The organism is Dactylosporangium aurantiacum, assembly GCF_000716715.1.
Lineage (GTDB): Bacteria > Actinomycetota > Actinomycetes > Mycobacteriales > Micromonosporaceae > Dactylosporangium > Dactylosporangium aurantiacum.
Window position 1 is genome coordinate 13,898 of record NZ_JNYJ01000025.1, and the last position, 22,399, is coordinate 36,296.

A 22,399-nucleotide genomic window follows, 5' to 3' on the forward strand; every position below is an offset into this window, starting at 1 on the left:
CTCCGCGGTCGTGGGACCATGACGGTCATGCCAGGGGCGGAGTACGCGCACGCCGCGTTCGCGACCCGGATCGCGGCCGAGGAACCCGACGGCGGCCGGATCGGGTTGCTCACCACGGTGATCAACTGGAGGGACGCGGGTGCCGCGCGGGGGGTGCCGGAGGCGACGGCGGCCGAGCTGGCCGGGCTCGGGCCGGACGACTTCGCGGACGCGCTCGCCTGGGTGCTGGGGCCGGTGCCCGCCGGGCCACCGCTGGTCACCCGGGACGACGACGGGCGGCTCAGCGCCCACCCGCTGCTGTCGACGACGGTGCCGGTGCCGGACGCGATGTGGGTGGCCGTGGTGCGGGACGAGCACCGCAGCGAGGCGTTGATGGCGATCCTGCGCACCGCCCGGGCGGAGCGACGGCTGGAGCTGGCGCTGGGGGTCGTCACGCCGCGGGCCGAGGCCGGCGACCCGGCGGCGATGACCGTCCTGGGGTGGGTGGCGACGTCGACCGGTGACGCCGCGGCGGCCGAGGACTGGCTGCGCCGCGCCGCGCTGGCCGGGCACCCGCAGGCCATGGACCTGCTCGGCAACCTGCTGTGGCCCGACCGGCGGGAGGAGGGGCGCGGGTGGCTCGAACGGGCCGCCGCGGCCGGCGACCCGGACGCGATGAACAGCCTCGGGGTGCTGCTGGCGCGCGAGGACCCGCCGGCCGCCCGGACCTGGTGGGAACGGGCCGCCGCCCTGGACCACCTGCCGGCGGTGACGAACCTCGGCGAGCTGGCGGCCGACGGCGGTGACCTTGCGGCGGCGACGGCGCACTGGACCGCCGCCGCCGACCGCGGGCACGTGCCGGCGATGCTGCGGCTCGCCGGGCACCTCGACGAGGACGACCCGGACGTCGAGCGGCTGCTGTCGGCCGCCGCGGACAGCAACGAGATCGAGGCCTGCCAACGGTACGCCGCGTGGCTGTCGACGCGGGACCCCGAGCGGGCCCGGGCCCTGTGGCGGCGGGTCGCTGAGGCGGGCAGTGCGCCGGCGATGTCCGCGCTGGCGACCCTGCTGAGCGACACCGATCCGCCGGCCGCCCGGACCTGGTTCGAGCGGGCCGCCGAGGCCGGCGACCCGGACGCCATGGTCCGGCTGGCCGAGTCGCTGCGGCCCGTCGACGAGACGGCGGCGCTCGCCTGGTACGTCAGGGCGGCGGAGGCGGGCGACGTCGACGCGATGCGGATGGCGGGCGTTCTGGGCGACGGCGACCGGTGGCTGGTCGCGGCGGCCGGCATGGGCGACGCCCGGGCGATGGCGATCCTCGCGGCGCTGCGGCACGAGGCCGACCCGGTGGACGCCGCCGGCTGGGCCGAACGGGCGGCTGAGGCCGGCGGTGCCGAGGCGATGGACCACGTCGGGCGGCTGCTGGAGGAGGTCGACGTCGCCGCGGGGCGGGTGTGGACGCAGCGGGCCGCGTACGGCGGCTCGACTGCGGCCATGGTGCGCCTGGGCCGGGCGGCGCACGACGACCCGGCGACGGCGAAGGCGTGGTTCGAACGCGCCGCCGAAGCCGGCGACCTCGACGCGATGCACCTGCTGGCCCTGCTGCTGGACGAGGCGGACCAGGCGTACGAGGTGAGGACGTTCGCCGGCATCGACCTGATGCACACGCCCAGGTTCGCGCCGCTGCGCCGGCTGTTCGACCCGGACGACCCGCAGGCCGCGCAGCGCTGGTGCCGCCGCGCCGCCGAGGCCGGGCACACCGGCGCGATGAACAGCCTGGGCGTGCTGCTGGAGGCCGGCGACCCGATCGAGGCGCAGCGGTGGTTCCGGCAGGCCGCGGAGGCCGGCGACGCCCCCGCCATGGACAATCTCGCGCGCTCCCTGCGCGACGAGGACCCGGCCGAGGCGCGGCGCTGGTACGAGCTGGCGGCCGCCGCGGGACACGAGCCGGCCGTGGCCGGTGCGGCGAAGGCCCGGCGGCGGCACCGCTGGCTGACGGCGGGCAGCGTCGCGCTGATGCTCGGCTGCGTGACGGCCAGCGCGGTCGGCTTCCACCTGGCCGGCGCGAACTACCTGGCGTGGTATCTGGCGAACGGACCGCTCGTCGCCCTCATCACCGGTCTCGTGTCGCTCACCATCGACCTCGACCGGATCCCCACCCTCATCTCGCCGTCGCCGCGCCGGTACGTGCGCGCCTGCCGTCTCGTGCTGACGCTGCCGCGCCTGGCGTGGGCGCCCGCGTTCCTGCCGTCCTCGGCCCGGGTGCTGCTGCCCGGCGACCCCGGGTTTCTGGCCGCGCTGCCGCCCGGCGTCACCGCACGGACGGTGATCACCGCGGCGGACGGCACCGTCATCCGGACGCAGACCCGCGAGGCCCGCCACTATCAGCTCGTCGCCGAGGGCGCGCTGCCGGCCGGCTGGTGGTCGGGGCCGCTGCGGGCGCCGCTGGCCACGCTCGTCGTCGGTCTCGTCATCGCCGCGTTCGCGGTCTGGTTCGTGGTCATCGCGCCGCTGCAGTACGTCACGTCGGCGCTCGTCGGCGGCCCGGTCCGCCGGATGCGCGAACGCGGGGTCACCGTGCTGTACAGCGCTTCCGGCCACCAGTCGGTGCGGATGCGCCGCGCGGACGAGCCGGTCCCGGCGACGTCGAGCGAGGTCCAGTTCTACCGCCGCCCGGTGACCACCACCCTCGCCATCAGCAGCCTGGTGCTCTGGCTGCTGTCGCTGCTGCGGTGAGGCGGCGGCGTTGACGGGAGCCGGTCGCTGCTTCCAGACTTGCCACCGGCGCACCGCCCTGCTGCGAGGTGATTGATGTCCTCGGACACCCCTGAGGTCGACCAGCTGCTGGCCGACGACGGCTTCGCCGGGCGGCTGGCCGGGCTGGCCGGTTCGCTCGGCCGCGACCCCGGGGAGGTGACGGCCGAGGCGGCGGGTCATCTGCGCGAGATGGGCGCGATGCACAGCCCTCGGGCGATGCGCGCGTGGTCGCGGTTCACCACGTGGATGTTCCGCGCGCACGACCTCGTCATGGACGCCGACGCCGCGCGGCGGCTGCAGGAGCTGGACCGCAGGTATTCGCTGCTGTTCCTGTTCTCGCACCGGTCGTACCTGGACGGCGCCGCGGTCCCCGTCGCGCTGGACCGGCACGGTCTCAGCCCTGCCTACACGCTGGGCGGGGCGAACCTGAGCTTCTTCCCCGTGAACCGGCTGGCGCGCCGGTCCGGGATCGTCTACATCCGCCGGTCGACGCAGCACCAGCCGGTGTACCGGTTGACGCTGCGCGCCTACATCGGCCGGCTGATCCGCAACAGGAAGAACCTCAGCTGGTCCATCGAGGGCGGCCGGACCCGCACCGGCAAGCTGCGGCCGCCGACGTACGGGATCCTGCGGTACGTGGTGGACGCGCTCGACGCCGACCCGGACGCCGAGGCGCTCGTCGTGCCCGTGTCGATCGTGTACGAGCAGTTGCACGAGGTCGGCGCGATGACCGCCGAGGCCCGCGGGGCACGCAAACGGCCCGAGGACGTCCGCTGGCTGGTCAGGTTCGCCAGGCTGCAGGCCAACCGGCTCGGCCGCGCGTACCTGGACTTCGGCGAGCCCGTCCCGCTGCGCGAACGGATGGCCGAGCTGCGCGACGGCGATCGACAAAGCCGGCAAGACCGGCGGGACCAGCCGGACCGGCACGTCGTCGAGCGGATCGCGCTGGACGTGTCGCACCGCATCAACCGGGCGACCCCGGTCACCGTCACGGCCGTCGTGTGCCTCGCGTTGCTCGCCGCCGACCGGGCGCTCACCCTCGACGGGGTGCAGCGGACCATCGCGCCGATGGCGGCCTACATCGCGTCCCGGCGCTGGCCGGTGGCCGGCGCCGCCGACCTCACCGACCGCGACACCGTCCGCCGCACGCTGCACGAGCTGGTCGCCTCGGGCGTACTGACGAGCTACGACGGCGGCACCGAGACGGTGTGGGTCATCGGCCCGGGCCAGCACCTGGTCGCCGCGTTCTACCGCAACACGGCGATCCATCTGCTGGTCGACCGGGCCATCGGGGAGCTGGCCCTGGTCGCCGCCGCCGAAGGCGGCCCGGACGGCCTGGCGACCGCGACCGGGGAGGCGCTGCGGCTGCGGGACCTGCTGAAGTTCGACTTCTTCTTCGCCCGCCGCCGGGACTTCGCCGAGCAGATGGCGCTGGAGCTGGCCATCATCGAGCCCGGCGACGGCGTCGGGCTGCGCGCGTTCACCCCCGACGACGCGCGGCACTGGCTGCGGCACGCCGAGCCGCTGGTCGCCCCGCTGGTGCTGCGGCCGTTCCTCGACGCGTACCACCTGGTGGCCGACCGGCTGGCCGCCGCCGGCGGCGGGCCGGTCGAGGAGGCCCCGCTGCTGGACGAGTGCCTGCGCGTCGGCCGGCAGTGGGCGTTGCAGGGGCGGCTGGCCAGCGAGGAGTCGGTCTCCCTCGAACTGTTCAAACCGGCGCTGCAGCTGGCCCGGCACCGCGGCCTGCTCGACCCGGGCACGCCGGACCTGGCGCGGCGCCGCGCGGACTTCCTCGGCGAGCTGCGCGAGACGACCCGCCGGGTGGGCGTCGTCGCCGGGAACCGGTGAGCCGCCGCCGGCGTCGGATGGTGCATGTCGCAGCTTCACGCAGATCAACCGGTGCCGGTCGGGTCCGTGGCACGCACCTGGGTCGCCATGGTGGCCGCCGTGCTGCTCGCCGGATGTACGGGCACCAGGACCGGGAGCGACGCGGTGGTGGCGACCGCGTACGAAGCCTCGTCCGTGCCGGTGCGGGCGGCTGGGCTGTACGTCGGCGGCATCGCCACCGTCGACCCACGCGGTCAGCTGGCCTTCGCGGGCCCGGCGCCGTTCGTGTCCACGGCGGGCACGGCGGTGACGCTCGACGCGGTGAAGGCCGCCGCCTGACGCGTCACGCCGCCGGCGGGGCGGCCGCCAGGCCGGTGCAGCCGCGCAGGTCGGTGAAGCGTTGCTTCGCGGCGGCCGCGGCCGCACCGGTCAGCGCGCTGGGCTGGCCGGTGCCGGAGATGACGGCGGGGACCAGCTCGGCACCGGTCACCGAGCGGCCGCGTACGTGGACCTTGAGCACGCCCGTGTCGGCGGATCCGACGTACCAGACGAAGTTGCCGAGACCATAGGCGACGTACGTGCGCCCGAGCCACCCGTCGCCCTGCAGCACGTGCGCGTGCGCCCCGATGATCATGTCGGCGCCGGCATCGGCGAGGGCCTTCGCGAACGTCTTCTGGTTGGCGTTCGGGCACGACTCGCGCTCGGTGCCCCAATGGTTGAACACCACGACCAGGTCGGCGCGGTCGCGGGCGGCCCTGACCGCTTCGACGGCGCGCGGCACGTCCCACGCGAGCGCGATGCCCGGGGTGGCCGGCCCCGCCTTCCAGCTCTCGGCGAGGGTGTGGATCTGGCTGAACCCGACGATCGCGACCCGCACGCCCCGCACGGTGAGGACCAGCGGCGCGTACGCCTCGTCGATCGTGCGACCGCCGCCGAACACCGGCACCCCCGCGGCGGCCGCGCCGTCGAGGGTGTCGGCGAACCCGACCCGGCCGTAGTCGAGGGCGTGGTTGTTGGCGATCGACACCGCGTCGACGCCGGCGGCCTTCACCGCCTCGAACGCGACCGGCGGCGCCCGGAAGTGGAACTCCTTCGGCTCGGGCGTGCCCCGGCTGGTGACCGCCGTCTCCAGGTTGACCACGGCGAGGTCCGCGCCGGCGAGGTCGGCCGCCATCGGCCCGAACGCGGTCGCCGGCTGCCGCAGCAGCGCCGCGGTGCGCTCGGTGAAGTGCACGTCGCCGCCGAACGCGAGGGTCAACGCCACATCGGCCGACGGCGACGCCGACACCGGCGCCGAAGCCGAGGCCGCCGCGGTGACGGACGGCGGCGGGGCCGGATGCGCCGCCGGGATGCCCGCGTCACAACCGGCCAGCAGCACGGCCGCGGCCGCGATCGCTCGTCGCGCCTTCACAGCGCCCAATGTACGAGCACCGCACCCACGGCCCTGATCCGGTGAGGGCTGCGGTGGACCGCCGGCCGGAAGTGACGCCGCCGGCCGTCCGGCGGCGCCGTCACGAAGGCCCGGTGGCGGTCACGCCGCGGCCGGTGCCGGGGTCTGCAGGGCGGTGACCGCGTCCGGCGGCAGCGGCCGGGCGTAGTGGTAGCCCTGGGCGTAGCGGTAGCCGAGCCGGCGCAGCTCCGCGGCCTGCTCGGCGGTCTCGACACCCTCGGCGACGGCGCGCAGGTGCAGGCCGTTGCTGATGTCGATGAGGGCGGCGGCGATGACGGCGTGCTCGCCGCCGTGGGTGACGGTGTCGACGAACGACTTGTCGACCTTCAGCAGGTCCACGGGGCAGGTGCGCAGCAGGCCGAGCGAGGAGTGGCCGGTGCCGAAGTCGTCCAGGGCGACGGCGACCCCCAGGTCCTTCAGGGCGCGCAGCGCGTCGACGGCGGCGCCGCCGTCGAAGACCGCGGTCTCGGTGACCTCCACCGTCAGGTGACGGGCCGGCAGGCCGGTGCGGTGCAGCACGGCGGCGACGTCGTCGGCGAAGCCGGCCTCGCGCAGCTGCCGGGCCGACACGTTGACGCTCACCGTCTCCGGCGCCGCCGCGCCGAGCCGCCGCTGCCACCGCACCGCCTGGGCGCACGCCTCGGCGAGGATCCAGCCGCCGAGCGGCACGATGAGGCCGGTGCGTTCGGCGGCCGGGATGAACTCCGCCGGCGGGACCGGCCCGCGCTCGGGGTGGTCCCAGCGCACGAGGGCCTCCACGCCGTGCAGGCTGCCGTCGGTGATGTCGACGATCGGCTGGTACACCAGGTGCAGCTGGCCGGTGTCCAGGGCGGTGCGCAGGTCCGCGGCGACCCTGGCCTGCTCGGCGCCGCGCTGGTCCATCGCGCACGTGTAGACCCGGAAGCGCCCCTTGCCCTGGTGCTTCGCCTCGTACATGGCGACGTCGGCGCGGCGCAGCAGCTCGGCGGCGGTGTCGCCGGGGCGGGCCGGGGCCAGCCCGATGCTGGCCTCCACGACCAGGTCGTGCCCGGCGCAGTGCAGCGGCCGGCGCAGCGCGGTGGTGATGGTGTGCAGCGTGCGTTCGTGGTCGGTGCCGCGCAGCAGCAGCGCGTACTCGTCGCCACCGAGCCTGGCCACGGTGCTGCCCGGCGGGACGCAGCCGGTGAGGACCTCGGCGGCGGCCCGCAGCAGGGCGTCGCCGACGGCATGGCCGAGCTCGTCGTTGATGCCTTTGAAGTTGTCCAGGTCGATGACGGCGACACTGGCGGCGGTCCCGTCCGCCATGCGGGCCAGCGCGTCGGTCGTGGCCGACCCGAAGACGGTGCGGTTCGCCAGGCCCGTCAGCGCGTCGTGGCTCGCCTGGTGCGCGAGTTTGCGCTGGTACGTGTGCAGGTCCCGGAGCCGGGAGTCCAGCTGCCGCACCAGCCGGGCGTTGTCGTGCAGCCGGGCGTCGAGCTGCTGCAGCAGCGCGGCGTTGTCGCGCAGCGCGATGATCTGCCGGGCCGCGACGAGCACCGTGACGGTGACCGCGCCGGCCGCGACGACGACGTGGTCCGGGGTGCCCTGCACCGCCGACACCAGCAGCAGCCCGCCGGTGGCCACGACCGCGGCGTACGGCATCACGCTCAACCGCCGGCCGGGCAGCGGGACCGGGGCGGGCGGGACACCGGCGGCCCGCAGCTGCCGGTCGGCGGCCAGGCACAGCACCAGGCAGGTCGCCGGCAGGATCAGGTGGCCGGCGTTGAGGTGCGGCCGGGACGCCAGCAGCGGCGCGAGGGAGCCGCCGCCCGCGCCGACGGCGCCGGTGAGCGCGAGCAGGTGCAGCGCCCGCCGGTCGATCGGCCCGGTGCCGGTGAAGGCGACCTTGATGAAGGCGAAGACGCAGATGAAGCCGCCGGCCACGACGGCCAGCGCGGACCAGGTGCCTCCGGCGCTGCCGGCGAACCAGGTCTCCCATCGCGGGTACACCAGGTGCCAGGCGAACGTGAGCGTGGTGACGATGACGGTGGCGATGTCCAGCCCGAACCGGGTCCAGGCGGCGCCGGTGCGCCGGATCCCGGGGATGCGCAGCAGGCCGATCATCATGACCAGCAGCCCGCTGAGGTAGACGGCCGAGGTGAGCCCGGTGACGTGCTGGTTACGGTCGGTGCCGACGAGGCTGTCGCGGGCGTTGCTCACCGCGCCACACCCGACCAGCACCAGTCCGACGCTCACGTACCGCCAGAACGTCCGCGGCACGGGCCCGCCGCGCGGGCCGGCGGCCCGCCACGAGCTGACCACCGCGACCGGGATGCAGACGGGCAGCGTCGACCAGCCCACCAGCGCCGGCGTGGGGTACAGCAGCCCGATGCCGAACCAGAGCGCCGCCAGCACCACCAGGCCCGCGACCACCGCCCAGGGGCCGGTGACCCGCAGCGGGGCGACGGTAGGTTTCGCGTCACTCATGGCCGCACTATCGACCCGCCGCCGCCGGTCCTGAGCGCGAACCCGGTCAGGATGCGGCGGGGTTCGCGGCGGCGCCCTCGGTGACGAGCAGCACCACGGTGCTCGCCGGGGTGAGCCCGAGCGCGGCCCGCAGCGGCCCGGCGGCGTGCGCCGCGGCGAGCCCGGCCAGGGGTGCGGCACCGCACGGCCCCGCGTCCACCCCGAGCCCGGCGAGGCGGCGGGCGGCACCGGCGACCTCGGCGTCGTCGACGGCGACGCAGGCGTCGAGGCCGCGGCTGATGTACGGCCACGCCAGCGACGACACGGTGCCGCAGTTCAGCCCGGCCATGCTGGTCACACCGGTGGCGACGGTCACCGGGCGCCCGGCGGCGACGCTGGCCAGGACGCACGCCGCCGGACGCGGCTCCACGCTGAGCACGGCCGTGCCCGCCGGGACACCGGGACCGCGGTAGTGGGTGAGCGCGGCCTGCAGCAGCGACCCGACGCCGGCCGGCACGACCACCAGGTCGGGGCGGGTGAGGTCGTGCCCGCGCAGCTGCTCGTCCAGCTCGGCGAAGAGGGTGCCGTACCCGTCGACGATCCAGCCGGGGACCTGTTCGTAGCCGTCCCACGCCGTGTCCTGCACCAGGATCGCCGTGCCGTCCCGCGCGGCGCGGGCGGCGGCCCGTACGGCGGTGTCGTAGTCGCCGGCGACGTGGGTGACGTCGGCGCCCTCGGCGCGGATCGCGCGGACCGCGGCCGGGTGCACGCCGTCGGGCAGGAAGATGCCGGCGCGGTGCCCGAACCGCCGGGCGAACCGGGCGACGGCCCGGCCGTGGTTGCCGTCGGTCGCGGTGAGCACGGTGACCGGCCCGGGCGCCCGGTCACGCAGGGCCCGGTGGACGGCCCACGACGCGCCGAGCGCCTTGAACGCGGGCAGCCCGAACCGGTTCGACTCGTCCTTGGCGAACAGCCGCGTGACGCCGTACAGCCGCGCGAGGTCCGGCAGCTCGACCAGCCGGGTCGGCGCGTACCCGGGCAGGGAACGGTGGAAGTCGCGCACCGCACCGGTCCCGGCGGGGGCGCACACCCAGGCCGGATCCCGTCCCGCGTTGACGATCACGAGCCGTCCCCGGCGGGCAGGGCGGCGCGCACGAGGTGCACGTAGTAGCGCATGCCGATGGCCAGCACGTCGTCGTTGAAGTCGAAGTCGGGGCTGTGCAGCGCGGTGCCGCCGGCGGCCGGTGCCTCGCCGGTGCCCAGCAGCGCGAAGCAGCCCGGCACGTGCCGCAGGAACGCGCCGAAGTCCTCGCTGGCCGTCCACGGCGCGGTGTCCGGGTCGACGTGCCCGTCGCCGACGGTCAGGCGGGCGGCGGCCACGGCGGTGGCGACGGCGGCCGGGTCGTTGACCGTCGGCTCGAACTCGTGCGTGTAGGTCACCTCGCAGGTCGCGTCGTGCGCCGCGCAGATGCCGCCGGCCAGCTGCCGGATCCGCCGCTCCAGCAGCGCCTGCACCGCCGGGGAGAAGCTGCGGGTGTCGCCGCGGATCACCACCTGCCCGGGGATGGCGTTGCGGGCCCCGTCGGTGGTGATCTCGGTGCACGACACGACGGCCGGGTCGGTGGGGTCGACGTTGCGGGCGACGACCGTCTGCAACGCCAGCACGATCTCGGCCGCGACCACGATCGGGTCGACCACCATCTGCGGCCGGGCGGCGTGCCCGCCCCGCCCGGTGACCCGGATCTCGAAGTTGTCCTCGCTGGCCATGAGCGCCCCGGCGCGGGTGCTGATCCTGCCCGCCGGATGCCCCGGCATGCCGTGCAGGCCGTACATGGCGTCGACCGGGAAGCGCTCGAACAGCCCGTCGGCGATCATCGCCTTGGCGCCGAGCCCGTGCTCCTCGGCCGGCTGGAAGACCAGGTGCACGGTCCCGGCGAACCCGCCCTCGGCCGCCAGCACGTGGGCGGCGCCGAGGACCATCGCCATGTGCCCGTCGTGCCCGCAGGCGTGCATGACGCCGTCGTGCCGGGACCGGTACGGCCGCTCGCCGCGCTCGGTCAGCGGCAGCCCGTCCATGTCGGCGCGCAGCCCGACCGCGCCGCCGGTCCCGCGGCGCAGCGTCGCGACCACGCCGGTGCCCCCGACACCCCGGGTCACGGCCAGCCCCATCGAGGTCAGCGCCGTCGCCACGTACTCGGCGGTGCGGTGCTCCTGGAAGCTGAGCTCGGGGATCTGGTGCAGGTCGTGACGCCACGATCGGACATCGGGCACGGGCACGGCGGCTCCTCGAGGTGCGGGTGGCGTTGCCTGTCGCTGCCGATTGTCCGCAACCGCCCGCGTGGCCATGCTGCTCCCCTGTCGTAGACAGGGGTCAAGGGTGTGTGCCGTCAGGCACTTCCCCTTACGCGTCCTAGGATGCTAGGATTCGATGTGCCTTCCGGATTCGCCGGCACCTCGGTGACGGTCAGCGGCACGCGGACATCGTCGGGAAACGGCAACCCGATCCGGTCGGCCACGGCGCCGACCTCCGCCGCGGACAGCCCAGCCGCCTGAACAGGCGCGCGAACGCATCGACCAGATGCACGGCCCGCTGCGCCGGCGTGCGTTCCGTCGACTCACCTCTCGACCACGCCCTCGGCCCGCCCGCAGGACGGCAGGCCACGAAGCCGGCCGCGGCCGGTGGCGTCACATCCGGGCGCGCAGGACGTCGATCTCGCAGCCGGGCCTGGCCGGGTCGAAGCCATGCTCGATCAGCCAGCGCACCGCCACCAGGCTGCGATACGACCACCAGGCACGGATCGCGTCGACGTCGGCGCCGGTACCGTAGCCGGCGAGGACGTCGACGAGGTGCCGTTCGTGGCCGAGGGTCAGCACGGCCAGGTCGAACATGGCGTCGCCCTGGGCCGCCTCGGACCAGTCGATGACCCCGCTGACCTCGTCGCCGGTGACGAAGACGTGGCTGACGTGCAGGTCGCCGTGGACGAACACCGGCCGCCACGGACGCAGCGCACCGAGCGCGATCCCGTGGTTGCGGGCGACCAGGTCGGCGGGCAGCACATCGTTGTCGACCAGCCAGGCGCACTCGGCCTCGAGCCGCGCCGCGCCGTCCTCGGCGCTGGGGCCGTGCCACGGCGGCAGCGGCGCGTCGTGCAACCGCCGCACGGCGGCGCCGGCCGCGGCCCACGCCGCCGGCGACGCGGCGGACGGTCCGCCGAGGCGGCCGAGCGGGGCGCCGGGCACGGCGGCGAGCGCGAGCACGGGCGGCCGGTGCCACAGCACCCGGGGCGTCGGGACCGGCGCCAGCGCCATCGCCTCGACCTCGACCGCGGTGCGCTGCTGGTCCGCGTCGATCTTCAGGAACGTGTCGCCGACGCGCAGCGTGGCGCACTCACGGTGGGCGATGACGACCTTGACCTCATCCACGCCGGTCATTGTCATGACGGGCCGCGGGCGACGTCACCGGATTTCCCGCCACTTTCATCATATGCGCCCGTCAAGTCGCACGAATCGGTCCGGATGCCGATTTTGTGGCGGTGACCGGCACATATCCTCGACAAGCTCGCGAAGTGTCGGTACGCCGGAAGGAGTCTCGTGACGGCAGCGGAAGAGCAGACGGAAACGCAGATCGCCATCGAGCAGCGGGTCGTCGACCGGGTGCTGCGGCGGCTGGAGGTCATGCGGGACGAGGCGCGCGGGCTGCGCGACGAGGGGCACGGCCGGGCCGCCTCCGGCCCGGTGACGGGGCTGGTGGAGCGCGACGCGATGGTGCTGCGCGCCGCCGCGAAGATCGCCGAGCTGGACAGCCAGGAGGAGGGCATCGTCTTCGGCCGGCTGGACTTCGACGACGGGTACACGTACCGCATCGGCCGGGTCGGCGTGCGCGACGAGGACCGGGAGCCGCTGGTCGTCGACTGGCGGGCACCGGCGGCCGCGCCGTTCTACCGGGCGACGCCGGGCGAGCCGCTCGGCGTGGACCGGCGGCGGGTCATCGTCTGCGCGGGTCCGAAGGTGGTGGCGCTGGACGACGAGGTGCTGTCGGCGAAGGAGATCGACGGTGTCGTCGGCGAGGGTGCGCTGCTGCGGTCGCTGACCCGGGAGCGCGGCGAGCACATGCGCGACATCGTCACCACCATCCAGCGCGAGCAGGACGAGGCGATCCGCGCGCCCGCCCACGGCGTCACCCTGATCACCGGTGGCCCGGGGACCGGCAAGACGCAGGTGGCGCTGCACCGGGCGGCGTACCTGCTGTACACCGACCGGGGCCGGTTCGCCGACGGGCGGGTGCTGGTCGTCGGCCCGTCGACGGTGTTCACCGAGTACATCGGCCGGGTGCTGCCCGGGCTCGGCGAGGACAGCGTGCACCTGCGGGCGATCGGTGAGCTGTTCGACGGGGTCACCGCGACCCGCCGCGACCCGCACGACGTCGCCCGCACCAAGGGCGACCTGCGCATGGTGCGGGTGCTGACCGATCTGGCCTGGGACACCCCGCCGGGCGCGCCGGACCGGCTGCGCACCCTCAAGCCCGACGACCTGGCCGAGGCCCGGCTGGAGGTCCGGCGGCGGTGCGAGGCGCGCGGCGTGAAACCCAACGCCGGCCGGGCCGTCGCGGCGCGGGTGCTGTCGGAGCGGCTCGACGGCGCCGAGATCCCCGACGCGTTCCTCGACGCGTGGTGGCCGCCGCTCACCCCGCAGGACGTGCTGCCGGCCCAGCACGGCGAGTGGACGGTCGACGACGTGCCGCTGCTCGACGAGCTCGCCGAGATCCTCGGCCCGGTGCCGGCCCGCACGGCGCCGGCGCCGCAGTGGCAGCTGCGCGAGCTGCGCAGCGGCACCCGGGTGGCGGAGACGTTCGTGCTGAGCCTGAGCCTCAACGACGGCTGGCAGCTGTTCGCCCCCGGGCTGCGCACCCCGATGGCGGCGTCCGGCCAGGCGCTGGACGGCGCCGACTCCTGGGGCGCGCAGCGCTGGGCGGCCGCGATCATCCTGCGCGAGGGGCACAAGGTGACCGGCTGGCGCGACGGGTTCGACCCGTACGGCGAGGAAGGGTACGTGCCGGTGCTCGCCGAGCCGCTGCCGGTCGCCGAGGCCGAGGCGCCGGTGGAGGACGTGTACCTGCACGTCATCCTCGACGAGGCGCAGGACCTGTCGCCGATGGAGTGCCGGATGATCGCCCGCCGGGCGGCGCACGCCTCGATGACGATCGTGGGTGACCTCGGGCAGGCCACCCACCCGCTGGCCGCCGCGTCGTGGCCGGAGCTGGTGCAGCGGCTCGGCAAGCGTGGGGCACGGACGCTGGACCTGCCGACGGGGTACCGGGTGCCGCAGGTCATCGCCGACTTCGCGGCCCGGGCCCTCGCCCCGGGGATCGAGCCGACCCGCTCGTTCCGCCCCGGCGGCACGCTGCGCGTGCGGCAGGTCGACGACCTGGCCGCGGCTGTCGCGCAGGAGCGGCGGCGGGGGCAGGAACGCTGGGTGGTCATCGCCCCCGACCACCTCGCCGCGCACCTGGACGCGCTGCCGGTCAGCCAGGTGAAGGGCCTGGAGTTCGACCGGGTGGTGCTGGTCGAGCCCGCCGAGATCGTCGCGGCCGAGCCGCGCGGCATGAGCCGGCTCTACGTGGCGCTGACCCGGGCCGTCGCCGAGCTGGTCGTGCTGCACCGCAGGCCGCTGCCGGCGCCGCTGGCCGGGTGAGCGCGCGGGCACCGGTTTGTGTTTTCCCGAAACGGCGGCGGGTAGGTCCTGAGCATGACCACCGACACGAACTACGACATCGTCCTGGTTGGCGGCCCGCGCGACGGAGGGCTGATGAACTCCGTCGGGTCCGCGGTCGTCGAGCTGGAGATCGACGGATTCATCCACCGGTACGTGCTGACGAACCAGCACACGGAGCAGAACGGCACGCAGTACACGGTGTTCAACTACGACGGGATGATCGACCCGAAGGGTGCGATGCCCGGCGCGGAGACCCCGGACGGCGGCCACCACGACCCGGTCGACACCGACGGCGAGTAACCGGCAGGCACGTGTTCACCATCGAGGTCCTCGACCAGTTGGCGGCGCTCGTGCAGCGGTCCCCCGACGACCTGTACGTCAGGTGGTCGCGGGGGCCGCACGCCGACCTGTCGGCCTCCGGGGACCAGCGCAGCGTCGACGGGCTGACCGGGCTGCCCCTGCCGGGCCTGTCGGCGAACCCGCTGCGGATCGAGCCCTGGTGGGGTGACCGGCCCGTGCGTCTGTGGGTGGCCCGCCGCCTGTACGACTACCGCCACCTGCGCGAGCAGCGCGGCCCCGGCGTGCGCCCCTGGGTGCTGGCGGGCGAGGAGCGCGGCCGCGGGCCGGACAACGAGCCGCTCGTCGTGTGCGGCCGGCCCGTCGCGTGGATCGCCGACACCGCGATGCGCGAGTGCGAGGACATCGTCGACGCGGAGGCCACCACGGACTGGGGTCCGCTGCACCGCGCGTGACCGTCGTGAAACGGCCGCCGGCAGCGCGCCGGCGGCCGTTACCGCGCTGCGGTCACACCGCGCTGGCCGCGGCGACCAGGTCCAGGGTCTGCCCCCGCTGCATGGTGCGCACCGGCAGCCCTTCGGCGCGGCGCAGGAAGCGCGACAGGGGATCCCGCTGCACCGGGTAGTCCTCGTAGTGGATCGGCACGATGCCGCGGGGGCGGATCAGGCGCGACAGCGCGACCCCGTCCCGGCCGTCCATCGTCAGCAGCACGCCGAGGATCCGGGTGCCGCCGAGGTGGACCAGCGCCACGTCGATGTCGCCGAACCGCTCCGGGATCTCGCGGAGCACCTCCGGGCGGAACAGGGTGTCGCCGGTGATGTACAGCCGCAGCCGGCGCTGACCGGCCCGCTCCCAGTCCACGACGGTGCCCATCGTCTCCGGCAGCGCCCGGTGCACGATCGCCGGGCCGTGCTGGGCCGGCACGGCGGTCACGCGGACCGTGTCGCCGGCCCGGCGCCACGTCACGTCCTGCCACGTGTCGAGCCCGACGGCCTCGGTGAACCGCCACCTGTGCAGGCTGCGCTGCGCCGGGCGGGTCGTCACGAACGGCAGGTCGCGCGGCAGGCCGCGGCGGGCGACCCGGTCGAAGTGGTCGCCGTGCAGGTGCGACAGGATGACCCCGTCCAGCGGCGGCAGCTGCTCGACGCTCAGCGCGGGCTCGGTGCGCCGCCGCGACCACATGCCGTAGCCGAGGTAGGCGCGCTGCCCGCGGTGCAGGAAGTTGGGGTCGGTCAGCAGCGTGAACGCGCCGAGCCGCAGCAGGACCGTCGCGTTGCCGATGAACGTCGCCGAGGCCTCCATGGCCGGCTCACCGCTCGGGGATCTCGTGCAGCGCCAGCTCCTCGGCGCTCGCGCCGCCGCCGGCGGCACCGGCGTCGTAGGCGATCGCGTCCTTCTCGGTGTCCTCGCCGAAGCCCTGGTCCGGCTCGACGATGCGGCCGACGGTGCCGTCGCGGCCGCCGATGCCGGTGTCGTACATCGACACCGGGGAGTCGAGGTTCGGCTCGACCGGCGCCTCGTCCAGCGCGGTGTCCCGGTCGACGGTGTCGAGCCGCTCGCCGACCGCGTCCGGGTCGAAGGACTCCGCCGCGACCGGCGAGGCGACCGTGTCGGCCCGGGCGCCGGGGTCCTGCAGCGCCGGGTCGGGCACCTCACGGTCGAGCTTCAGGTCCAGGGACTCGCCCTCGCGGGCCTCCTCGGGCGTGGTGCCGTAACGGTCGACGGCCAGGGGCCGGTCGTCGCGGTCCAGCGGCAGCTGCGCCGGGTCCGGGCCGTCGGCCTCCCGGCCGGTGTCGACGTCGTCCCACGCGGTGGAGTCGTCGTCGGCGGTGCCGGGCAGGCCGGCGCTCTCGGGGTCCGACACCGGGTTCGGGAAGTTGTCAGTGCGCATGCCTCTCGGCTACCCCACCCGCGCGGAGTGACACGTGAAACCGCCGCCGTTTGCGCCCGGCCACCCGGCCGGGGCGGGCATGCGGCGAACTGCCTGGTCGACCATGGACGGGCCGGGTAGGTGCGCCGGCATGGACCATGAACGGACACCGGTGCTGGACGCGATCGAGCGGTTCCGGCGAGAGGAGCGCTACACGTTCGCCCTGCCGGGGCACCGGCTCGGCCGGGGTGTCGACGAGCGGACCCTGTCGGTGCTGTCGCCGGGCGCGTTCCAGGCCGACGTGATCTCCGCGAAGCAGGCGGTCCCGGACGCGGAGGCGCTGTTCGCCGACGCCGTCGGCGCCCGCAAGGCCGTCTTCACCACGTGCGGGTCGAGCATCTCCATCCACACGGCGATGCTGACGGTGACCGGCCCCGGCCGGAAGATCCTCATCGACCGCAACGTGCACAAGTCGGTGGTGGCGTCGCTGATCCTGGCCGGCGCGGAACCGGTCTGGCTGCGGCCGCGCTGGGACCACGAGCACCAGGTCGCGCACCCGGCGACCGCCGACGACGTGGCCGCCGCGATCCGCGACAACCCCGACATCGGCGCGGCGCTGATCATCACGCCGACCGAGTACGGCACCGGCGCCGACGTGCCCGGCATCGCCGAGATCTGCCACCGCTACGGCATCCCGCTGGTCGTGGACGAGGCGTGGGGCGCGCACTTCCCGTTCCACCCGGAGCTGCCGACCGCCGCGATCCAGGCCGGCGCGGACCTGACCGTGCAGAGCCTGCACAAGGCCGACGGCGGGCTGTGCCAGTCCTCGATCATCCTGCTCGGCGGCGACCTGGTCGACCCGACCGACCTGCGGCTGCGGCTGGACCTGATCACCACCACCAGCCCGTCGCCGCTGCTGTACGGCTCGATCGACGGGTTCCGCCGGCGGATGGTGCTGGAGGGCAAGCAGCTGCTCAGCGACGCCCTGCAGCGCGCCGCCGAGCTGCGCGAGCGGCTCCAGCAGCTGCCGGGGCTGGCGGTCATGGACGGCTCGATCGTCGGCCACGACGGGGTCGCCGAGTGGGACCCGCTCAAGCTCAGCGTCGACGTGTCCGCGCTCGGCATCTGCGGCTACCAGGCCCGGCAGTGGTTGGAGGAGCAGCACAAGCTCACCACCCAGCTCGGCGACGCCCGCCGGGTGGTGTGTTCGCTGACCTACGCCGACGACGACACCCCGATGCGGCGGCTGACGACCGCGCTGGAGCGGCTGGTCGAGGACCCGCCGGCGCCGGACCGGCCCGCGCCGCGGGTGCCGCCGCTGACCGAGCTCAACCTGGAGCAGGTGATGCTGCCCCGCGACGCGTACTTCGCCTTCACCGAGCAGGTCGAGGACCCGGTCGGGCGGATCAGCGCGGAGATGGTCAGCCCGTACCCGCCGGGCGTGCCCGCGGTGCTGCCCGGCGAGCGGTTCAACGCCGCGGTCGTGGACTACCTGCGCGCCGCCCTGGCCGCCGGGATGATCACCCCCGACGCGTCGGACCCGACGCTGCGGACGTTCCGGGTGGTGCGGTCGTGACGGGTACCCCGCTGCGGGCGTACCTGGACGAGCACCGGGACACCGTCGTCGAGGAGCTGACCGGCTGGCTGCGGCTGCGCTCCGTGGCCGGCCTCCCGGAGCACCGGATCGACCTGCAGCGCTCCGCGAACTGGCTGGCCGGGGCGCTGCGGGCGACCGGCCTGCCGACCGTCGAGGGGTGGTCCACGCCGGGCGGGCCCGCCGTCTACGGCGAGTGGTGCGCGGCGCCCGGCGCGCCGACGGTGCTGATCTACAGCCACCACGACGTACGTGCGGCCAAGGACGAACAATGGGAGGAGACCCCGCCGTTCGAACCCACGCTGCGCGACGGCTACCTGTACGGCCGCGGCGCCTCCGACGCCAAAGGGCAGGTCATCGCGCACATGTGGGCGCTGCGGGCGCACCTGGCCACCACCGGCCGCGACGCGCCCGCGATCAACGTCAGGTTCCTCGTCGAGGGCGAGGAGGAGACCGGGTCCGCGCACCTGGCGGACCTGCTGCACGAGCACCGGCAGCGCCTCGACGCCGACCTGGTCGTGTACTCCGACACCCTGCTGTGGAGCGCCGAGCACCCGGCGGTGTGCATGAGCCTGCGCGGCGCGCTCAACGCCCAGCTGGAGATCCTCGGGCCGCTGCGGGACGTGCACAGCGGCGCGGTGTCCGGGCCGGCCCCGAACCCGGCGCTGGAGCTGGGCCGGGTCCTGGCGAAGCTGCACGACGACAAGGGCCGCGTCACGCTGCCCGGGTTCTACGACGACGTCGCCGAGCCGTCGCCGCGGGTCCAGGCGGAGCTGGCGGCGCTGCCGTTCAGCGACGAGGACTGGCTGCGGCGCACCGAGACCCGCAGCATCGGCGGTGAGGCCGGCTACCCGGTCCTGGAGCGGCTGTGGGCCCGCCCGGCGGCCGAGGTCATCGCGCTGCTCGCCGGCGACCCCGTCGGCGCGTCCCGGGGTGCGGTGCCCGCCGTCGCCACCGCGTCGATGAGCATCCGCACCGTGCCCGACCAGCGCATCATGGACGTCGCGGGGCAGCTGCGGCGCTGGGTCGCCGAGACCGTCGACGACCGGTTCGACTACCGGCTGGAGATCTCCGAGACGACCGCCCAGGAGCCGTACCGCACCCCGGACGACCTGCCGGCGGTCGCGGCCCTCGCCGCGGCGATGGGCGAGGAGTTCGGCGCGCCGGCCGGGCGGATGGGCAACGCCGGCGGCGGCCCCGCGCACCTGCTGGCGAGCACCCTCGGCGCGCCGGTCGTGTTCTTCGGTACCGGGCTGCCCGAGGACCGCTGGCACGACAGCGACGAACGGACCTCCGTCGACGTGCTGCTCAGCGGGGCGGCCACGCTGGCGAACCTGTGGGGGCGGCTGGCGGCCGGCTGAGCGTCCGGCCGGCGGCGCGGTACCACCGCAGGCCCAGCAGCACGAGCAGGACCAGGTCCAGCGCGTCGCCGCCGTAGTACATGAGCGCCGCCCCGCGCTGCGCCTCGCCCGCCGGGACCCCCGCGGTCGGGTGGGCGTACAGGACCTTCATGAGGATGCCGTGCGCGGCCATGAACGCGACCAGGGCGGCCGCCCGCACGGGCAGCGCGGCGCGGTGCGGCATCGGGTCGGGGCCGACCAGCACTGCCGTGAGCAGGCAGCCGGCGGCGAACACGTGCGCGTGCGCGAGCAGCCCGACCGTCGGGTCGGTGACGGCCACCCGGTACAGCGGCGTGGCGTACAGCAGCCACAGCCCGCCGGCATTGAGCAGCACGGCGGTCACCGGGTGCGTGAGGGCGGTCGCCGGTGCGCCGCGCAGCAGCCGCGACACGCGCCGGGCCCCGCCGGCCGGCAGGCCACGCAGCAGCAGCGTCACCGGCGCCGCGGCGCACACCAGCAGCGGCGCCAGCATGCCCAGCAGCAGGTGCCCGGCGCTGTGCGCGACGAACCCGCCGCGGGCCGGCGGGCCGAGGACCGCCCAGCCGGCCGCGCCGAGCCCCGCGAACCAGGTCGCCGTGCGCCACCACGGCCAGGGTCGGCGACGCCGCGGCAGGCACACCAGCGCGGGGTACCCGCACGCCCCGGCGAGCAGCAGCAGGGCGGGCAGGGCGACATGGTGGTGCTCATGCACCGCGCGGGACCCGGCGCCGCAGCAGCCCCAGCCCGGCGACGATCATGACGGCGGCGAGCACGTTCCAGGTCCAGTCGTACACCGCGACGTCGGGCACGTACCGGATCTGGTGCAGCCGCAGCAGCTTGTGCTGGACCGTGCCGTCGTACAGCTGGAACCCGCCGGCGCCGAGCAGCAGCCCGGCGCACCAGCGGGCCGGCCGGACCGCCCGGCGGCGGCGCAGGTCGGCGAACAGGAACAGCCCCGCGACGGTGGCGAACCAGCCGAACGCGTGGAAGATCCCGTCGGAGACCAGGCCGGCCGCCGGGGTGCCGCGGTCGTAGAAGTGGTGCCAGTGCAGCAGCTGGTGGAACACCGTCTCGTCGACGAACGCGGCGACCCCTACGCCGAGCAGCGCCCCCGAGACGATGTTCCGGCCAACCTCCCCCGCTCCCCCGGTCCCCCCGGTCCCCCTGTCCACCCCTGCGGCCCCGGCGCTCATGGGGTGAAGACGGTGCGGACGCAGCCGTCGGCCTTGTCCTTGAAGATGTCGTAGCCGCGCTGGCCGTCGTCCAGCGGCATCATGTGCGTGGCCAGGTGCTCGGTCACCAGCTCGCCGCGCGCCATGCGCTCCAGCAGCATCGGGATGTAGCGCTGCCCGTGCATCTGCGCGCCGCGGACCGTGAGGCCCTTGTTCATCACCGCGCCGAGCGGGAACTTGTCGACGGCGCCGGCGAACACGCCGAGCACGAACACGGTGCCGCCCTTACGGCAGTGGTAGATCGCGGCGCGCAGCGGGGCGGTGCGGTCGGTCTGCAGCCGCAGCTGCTGCTTGACCATGTCGTAGGCGCCCTGCGGCCCGGGGGCGTGCGCTTCCATGCCGACGGCCTCGATGCACACGTCGGGTCCCCGCCCGCCGGTGCGCTCCAGCAGCTCCGCGCCGATGTCGTCGCGCTCGTAGTTGAGCGTCTCGGCGCCGACGTACCGGGCCGTCATCGCCAGCCGGTAGTCGAACCGGTCGATGCAGATGACCCGCTCGGCGCCCAGCAGGATCGCCGCGCGGGCCGCCATCTGGCCGACGGCGCCGGCGCCCCAGACGGCGACGATGTCGCCCGGCCGCACCCCGCCGAGGTCCGCGCCCATCCAGCCGGTCGCGGCGGAGTCCGACGCGAACAGCGCCCGCGTGTCGCTGACGCCGTCGGGGACGGTGAACGCGCCGACGTCGGCGAACGGCACCCGCACGTACTCGGCGTGGCTGCCGGCGTTGCCACCCATCGCGTGGGAGTAGCCGAAGCAGCCGCCGGGCGCGGCGCCCCACAGCCGCTCGGTGATCGCCGGGTTGGTGTTGCCGTTGTCGCACAGCGAGAACTCCTGGCGCTGGCAGTACCAGCACCGCCCGCAGGCGATGAACGACGACACCACGACCCGGTCGCCGACGGTGTGCCGGCGCACCCCGGCGCCGACCTCGACGACGTCACCGAGGAACTCGTGGCCGAGCACGTCACCCTGCCGCATGAACGGGATGTACCCGCCGAGCAGGTGCAGGTCCGAGCCGCAGGTGACGCTCTGCCGGACCCGGACGATCACGTCGCCGCTGTTGCGGATCCGCGGGTCGGGGACGTCCCGGGTGCCGACCTTGTTGACGCCCTCCCAGCACAGTGCCTTCACAGCCGGCCCTCCTCACGGCCGTGGCGGGTCGCGTACGCCAGCGGCGCGCCCGTCAGCGTCCGGTCGGTCGTCGGCGGCGCGTCGGGCAGCAGCACCTCGCCGACCTCGGCGAGGGACCGCGCCTCGCGCAGCGCCCGCCGGATCGCCCGCACCGGGTCGTCGTCGCGCAGCTTGCCGAGCGCCTTGGCCGGGCCGGCCGGCTCCGGCCCGGTCATCCTGACCGCAAGCTCGGTGCCGTGGTCGCCGGGCGCGGGCCGGATCCGGACCTCGACGGGGAAGCCGAGCTCGTCCAGCGGTGGCGGTTTCGCGCCGAGCCGCTCGGGTGAGCAGTTCACGGTGATGCTGTGCCAGCGGGCGCGGCCGTCGTCGCCGGTGGTGGCCGGCCGGCGCAGCATCCGCCGGCCGGCCACCACCCCGGCGCCGCCGACGGCGACCGCGGTGATCCCGAGCAGTGTGCGGTTCATCGCACCTCCAGATGTCGCTGGTGTCCGGTCAGGCGCCGGTCGTCGCGAGCACGTCCACCGGCGTCGGTGTCACCGCCAGCACCTGGCGGGCGTAGGCGGCGGTCGGGCACGGCGCGGGCCGCCCGCAGCGCGCGCAGGCGCCGGCCATGGGGTCGGCGTCGTGGCGGTCCAGCAGCTCCGCGGCGGTCAGGGCGAGCGTGCTGCCGGGCCGGACGATGTATGTCACTGGTGCTCCTGAGGCGTGTTCCGAGGGGTGGCCCACCGCATTTACGGCGGTGGACGCGTCG

Annotated in this window: 20 protein-coding genes; 8 read left to right on the forward strand and 12 right to left on the reverse strand. The window is 75.1% G+C overall.

Annotated elements, in window-relative coordinates; all coding sequences use genetic code 11:
- The first annotated feature begins 27 nt into the window (after positions 1–27).
- The 3 genes from OP18_RS59835 to OP18_RS27135 all read left to right on the forward strand — a co-directional run bounded on the left by OP18_RS59835 (position 28) and on the right by OP18_RS27135 (position 4,902).
- On the forward strand, positions 28–2,715 hold the full coding sequence (locus OP18_RS59835) for a tetratricopeptide repeat protein (RefSeq protein ID WP_211273689.1): 2,688 nt from the start codon (positions 28–30) through the stop codon (positions 2,713–2,715).
- 75 nt (positions 2,716–2,790) lie between these two features.
- Complete coding sequence (locus OP18_RS27130) at positions 2,791–4,584, forward strand: lysophospholipid acyltransferase (RefSeq protein WP_033361890.1); 1,794 nt, start codon at positions 2,791–2,793, stop codon at positions 4,582–4,584.
- Positions 4,585–4,650: 66 nt separating this feature from the next.
- Positions 4,651–4,902: a hypothetical protein gene (locus tag OP18_RS27135; protein WP_156089815.1), complete on the forward strand. Its 252-nt coding sequence runs from the start codon at positions 4,651–4,653 to the stop codon at positions 4,900–4,902.
- A gap of 4 nt (positions 4,903–4,906) precedes the next feature.
- On the opposite strand, the gene OP18_RS27140 is transcribed toward OP18_RS27135, so the two are convergent.
- From OP18_RS27140 to OP18_RS27160, 5 genes are all read right to left on the reverse strand, one after another.
- Positions 4,907–5,974 (reverse strand): CapA family protein, encoded by a 1,068-nt coding sequence (locus OP18_RS27140; protein ID WP_033361892.1) that lies wholly within the window; start codon positions 5,972–5,974, stop codon positions 4,907–4,909.
- A gap of 120 nt (positions 5,975–6,094) precedes the next feature.
- Entirely contained in the window at positions 6,095–8,458 is a 2,364-nt protein-coding gene (locus tag OP18_RS27145; RefSeq protein WP_052387410.1) for a putative bifunctional diguanylate cyclase/phosphodiesterase, read from the reverse strand.
- 46 nt (positions 8,459–8,504) lie between these two features.
- Positions 8,505–9,560, reverse strand: a complete 1,056-nt coding sequence (locus tag OP18_RS27150; RefSeq protein ID WP_033361893.1) for a pyridoxal-phosphate dependent enzyme — start codon at positions 9,558–9,560, stop codon at positions 8,505–8,507.
- Positions 9,557–10,708 carry a M20 aminoacylase family protein gene (locus OP18_RS27155; RefSeq protein WP_245635532.1) on the reverse strand — a complete coding sequence of 384 codons (1,152 nt, stop codon included), beginning with the start codon at positions 10,706–10,708 and terminating at the stop codon, positions 9,557–9,559. Before OP18_RS27155 ends, OP18_RS27150 begins: the two co-directional genes overlap by 4 nt.
- 414 nt (positions 10,709–11,122) lie before the next feature.
- Positions 11,123–11,869 (reverse strand): phosphotransferase family protein, encoded by a 747-nt coding sequence (locus OP18_RS27160; protein WP_211273690.1) that lies wholly within the window; start codon positions 11,867–11,869, stop codon positions 11,123–11,125.
- Between the two features lie 159 nt (positions 11,870–12,028).
- On the opposite strand from OP18_RS27160, the gene OP18_RS27165 reads away from it, so the two are divergent.
- The 3 genes from OP18_RS27165 to OP18_RS27175 are packed head-to-tail and all read left to right on the forward strand — an operon-like array spanning position 12,029 to position 14,901.
- Positions 12,029–14,128 (forward strand): HelD family protein, encoded by a 2,100-nt coding sequence (locus OP18_RS27165; RefSeq protein WP_033361895.1) that lies wholly within the window; start codon positions 12,029–12,031, stop codon positions 14,126–14,128.
- A 54-nt stretch (positions 14,129–14,182) separates the two neighbouring features.
- A complete protein-coding gene (locus OP18_RS27170; RefSeq protein WP_033361896.1) occupies positions 14,183–14,449 on the forward strand; it encodes a hypothetical protein in 267 nt (88 codons plus the stop codon).
- An 11-nt stretch (positions 14,450–14,460) separates the two neighbouring features.
- On the forward strand, positions 14,461–14,901 hold the full coding sequence (locus tag OP18_RS27175) for a DUF6098 family protein (protein WP_033361897.1): 441 nt from the start codon (positions 14,461–14,463) through the stop codon (positions 14,899–14,901).
- A gap of 52 nt (positions 14,902–14,953) precedes the next feature.
- Here the strand turns inward: OP18_RS27175 and OP18_RS27180 are convergent, their stop codons facing one another.
- Together OP18_RS27180 and OP18_RS27185 are read right to left on the reverse strand one after the other, a co-directional pair.
- Entirely contained in the window at positions 14,954–15,748 is a 795-nt protein-coding gene (locus OP18_RS27180) for an MBL fold metallo-hydrolase (protein ID WP_033361898.1), read from the reverse strand.
- Positions 15,749–15,755: 7 nt separating this feature from the next.
- The gene (locus OP18_RS27185) at positions 15,756–16,337 is read right to left on the reverse strand and encodes a DUF5709 domain-containing protein (RefSeq protein WP_033361899.1); all 582 of its coding nucleotides are present in this window, start codon (positions 16,335–16,337) and stop codon (positions 15,756–15,758) included.
- 130 nt (positions 16,338–16,467) lie between these two features.
- Between OP18_RS27185 and OP18_RS27190 the strand changes: the two genes are divergently transcribed.
- Positions 16,468–17,892 carry an aminotransferase class I/II-fold pyridoxal phosphate-dependent enzyme gene (locus OP18_RS27190; RefSeq protein ID WP_033361900.1) on the forward strand — a complete coding sequence of 475 codons (1,425 nt, stop codon included), beginning with the start codon at positions 16,468–16,470 and terminating at the stop codon, positions 17,890–17,892.
- Positions 17,889–19,271 (forward strand): M20/M25/M40 family metallo-hydrolase, encoded by a 1,383-nt coding sequence (locus OP18_RS27195; protein ID WP_245635533.1) that lies wholly within the window; start codon positions 17,889–17,891, stop codon positions 19,269–19,271. Before OP18_RS27190 ends, OP18_RS27195 begins: the two co-directional genes overlap by 4 nt.
- On the opposite strand, the gene OP18_RS27200 is transcribed toward OP18_RS27195, so the two are convergent.
- The 5 genes from OP18_RS27200 to OP18_RS27220 are packed head-to-tail and all read right to left on the reverse strand — an operon-like array spanning position 19,219 to position 22,338.
- Positions 19,219–20,001 carry a cytochrome c oxidase assembly protein gene (locus OP18_RS27200; RefSeq protein ID WP_033361901.1) on the reverse strand — a complete coding sequence of 261 codons (783 nt, stop codon included), beginning with the start codon at positions 19,999–20,001 and terminating at the stop codon, positions 19,219–19,221. The genes OP18_RS27195 and OP18_RS27200 overlap by 53 nt on opposite strands.
- On the reverse strand, positions 19,994–20,482 hold the full coding sequence (locus OP18_RS27205) for a DUF2243 domain-containing protein (protein WP_081971164.1): 489 nt from the start codon (positions 20,480–20,482) through the stop codon (positions 19,994–19,996). The genes OP18_RS27200 and OP18_RS27205 overlap by 8 nt, the downstream gene beginning before the upstream one ends.
- The gene (locus OP18_RS27210; protein WP_033361902.1) at positions 20,479–21,648 is read right to left on the reverse strand and encodes a zinc-dependent alcohol dehydrogenase; all 1,170 of its coding nucleotides are present in this window, start codon (positions 21,646–21,648) and stop codon (positions 20,479–20,481) included. The genes OP18_RS27205 and OP18_RS27210 overlap by 4 nt, the downstream gene beginning before the upstream one ends.
- Positions 21,645–22,112, reverse strand: coding sequence for a hypothetical protein (locus tag OP18_RS27215; RefSeq protein WP_033361903.1), 468 nt, complete (start codon positions 22,110–22,112; stop codon positions 21,645–21,647). The genes OP18_RS27210 and OP18_RS27215 overlap by 4 nt, the downstream gene beginning before the upstream one ends.
- Positions 22,113–22,140: 28 nt before the next feature.
- Positions 22,141–22,338 carry a hypothetical protein gene (locus OP18_RS27220; RefSeq protein ID WP_033361904.1) on the reverse strand — a complete coding sequence of 66 codons (198 nt, stop codon included), beginning with the start codon at positions 22,336–22,338 and terminating at the stop codon, positions 22,141–22,143.
- Between the last annotated feature and the right edge of the window lie 61 nt (positions 22,339–22,399).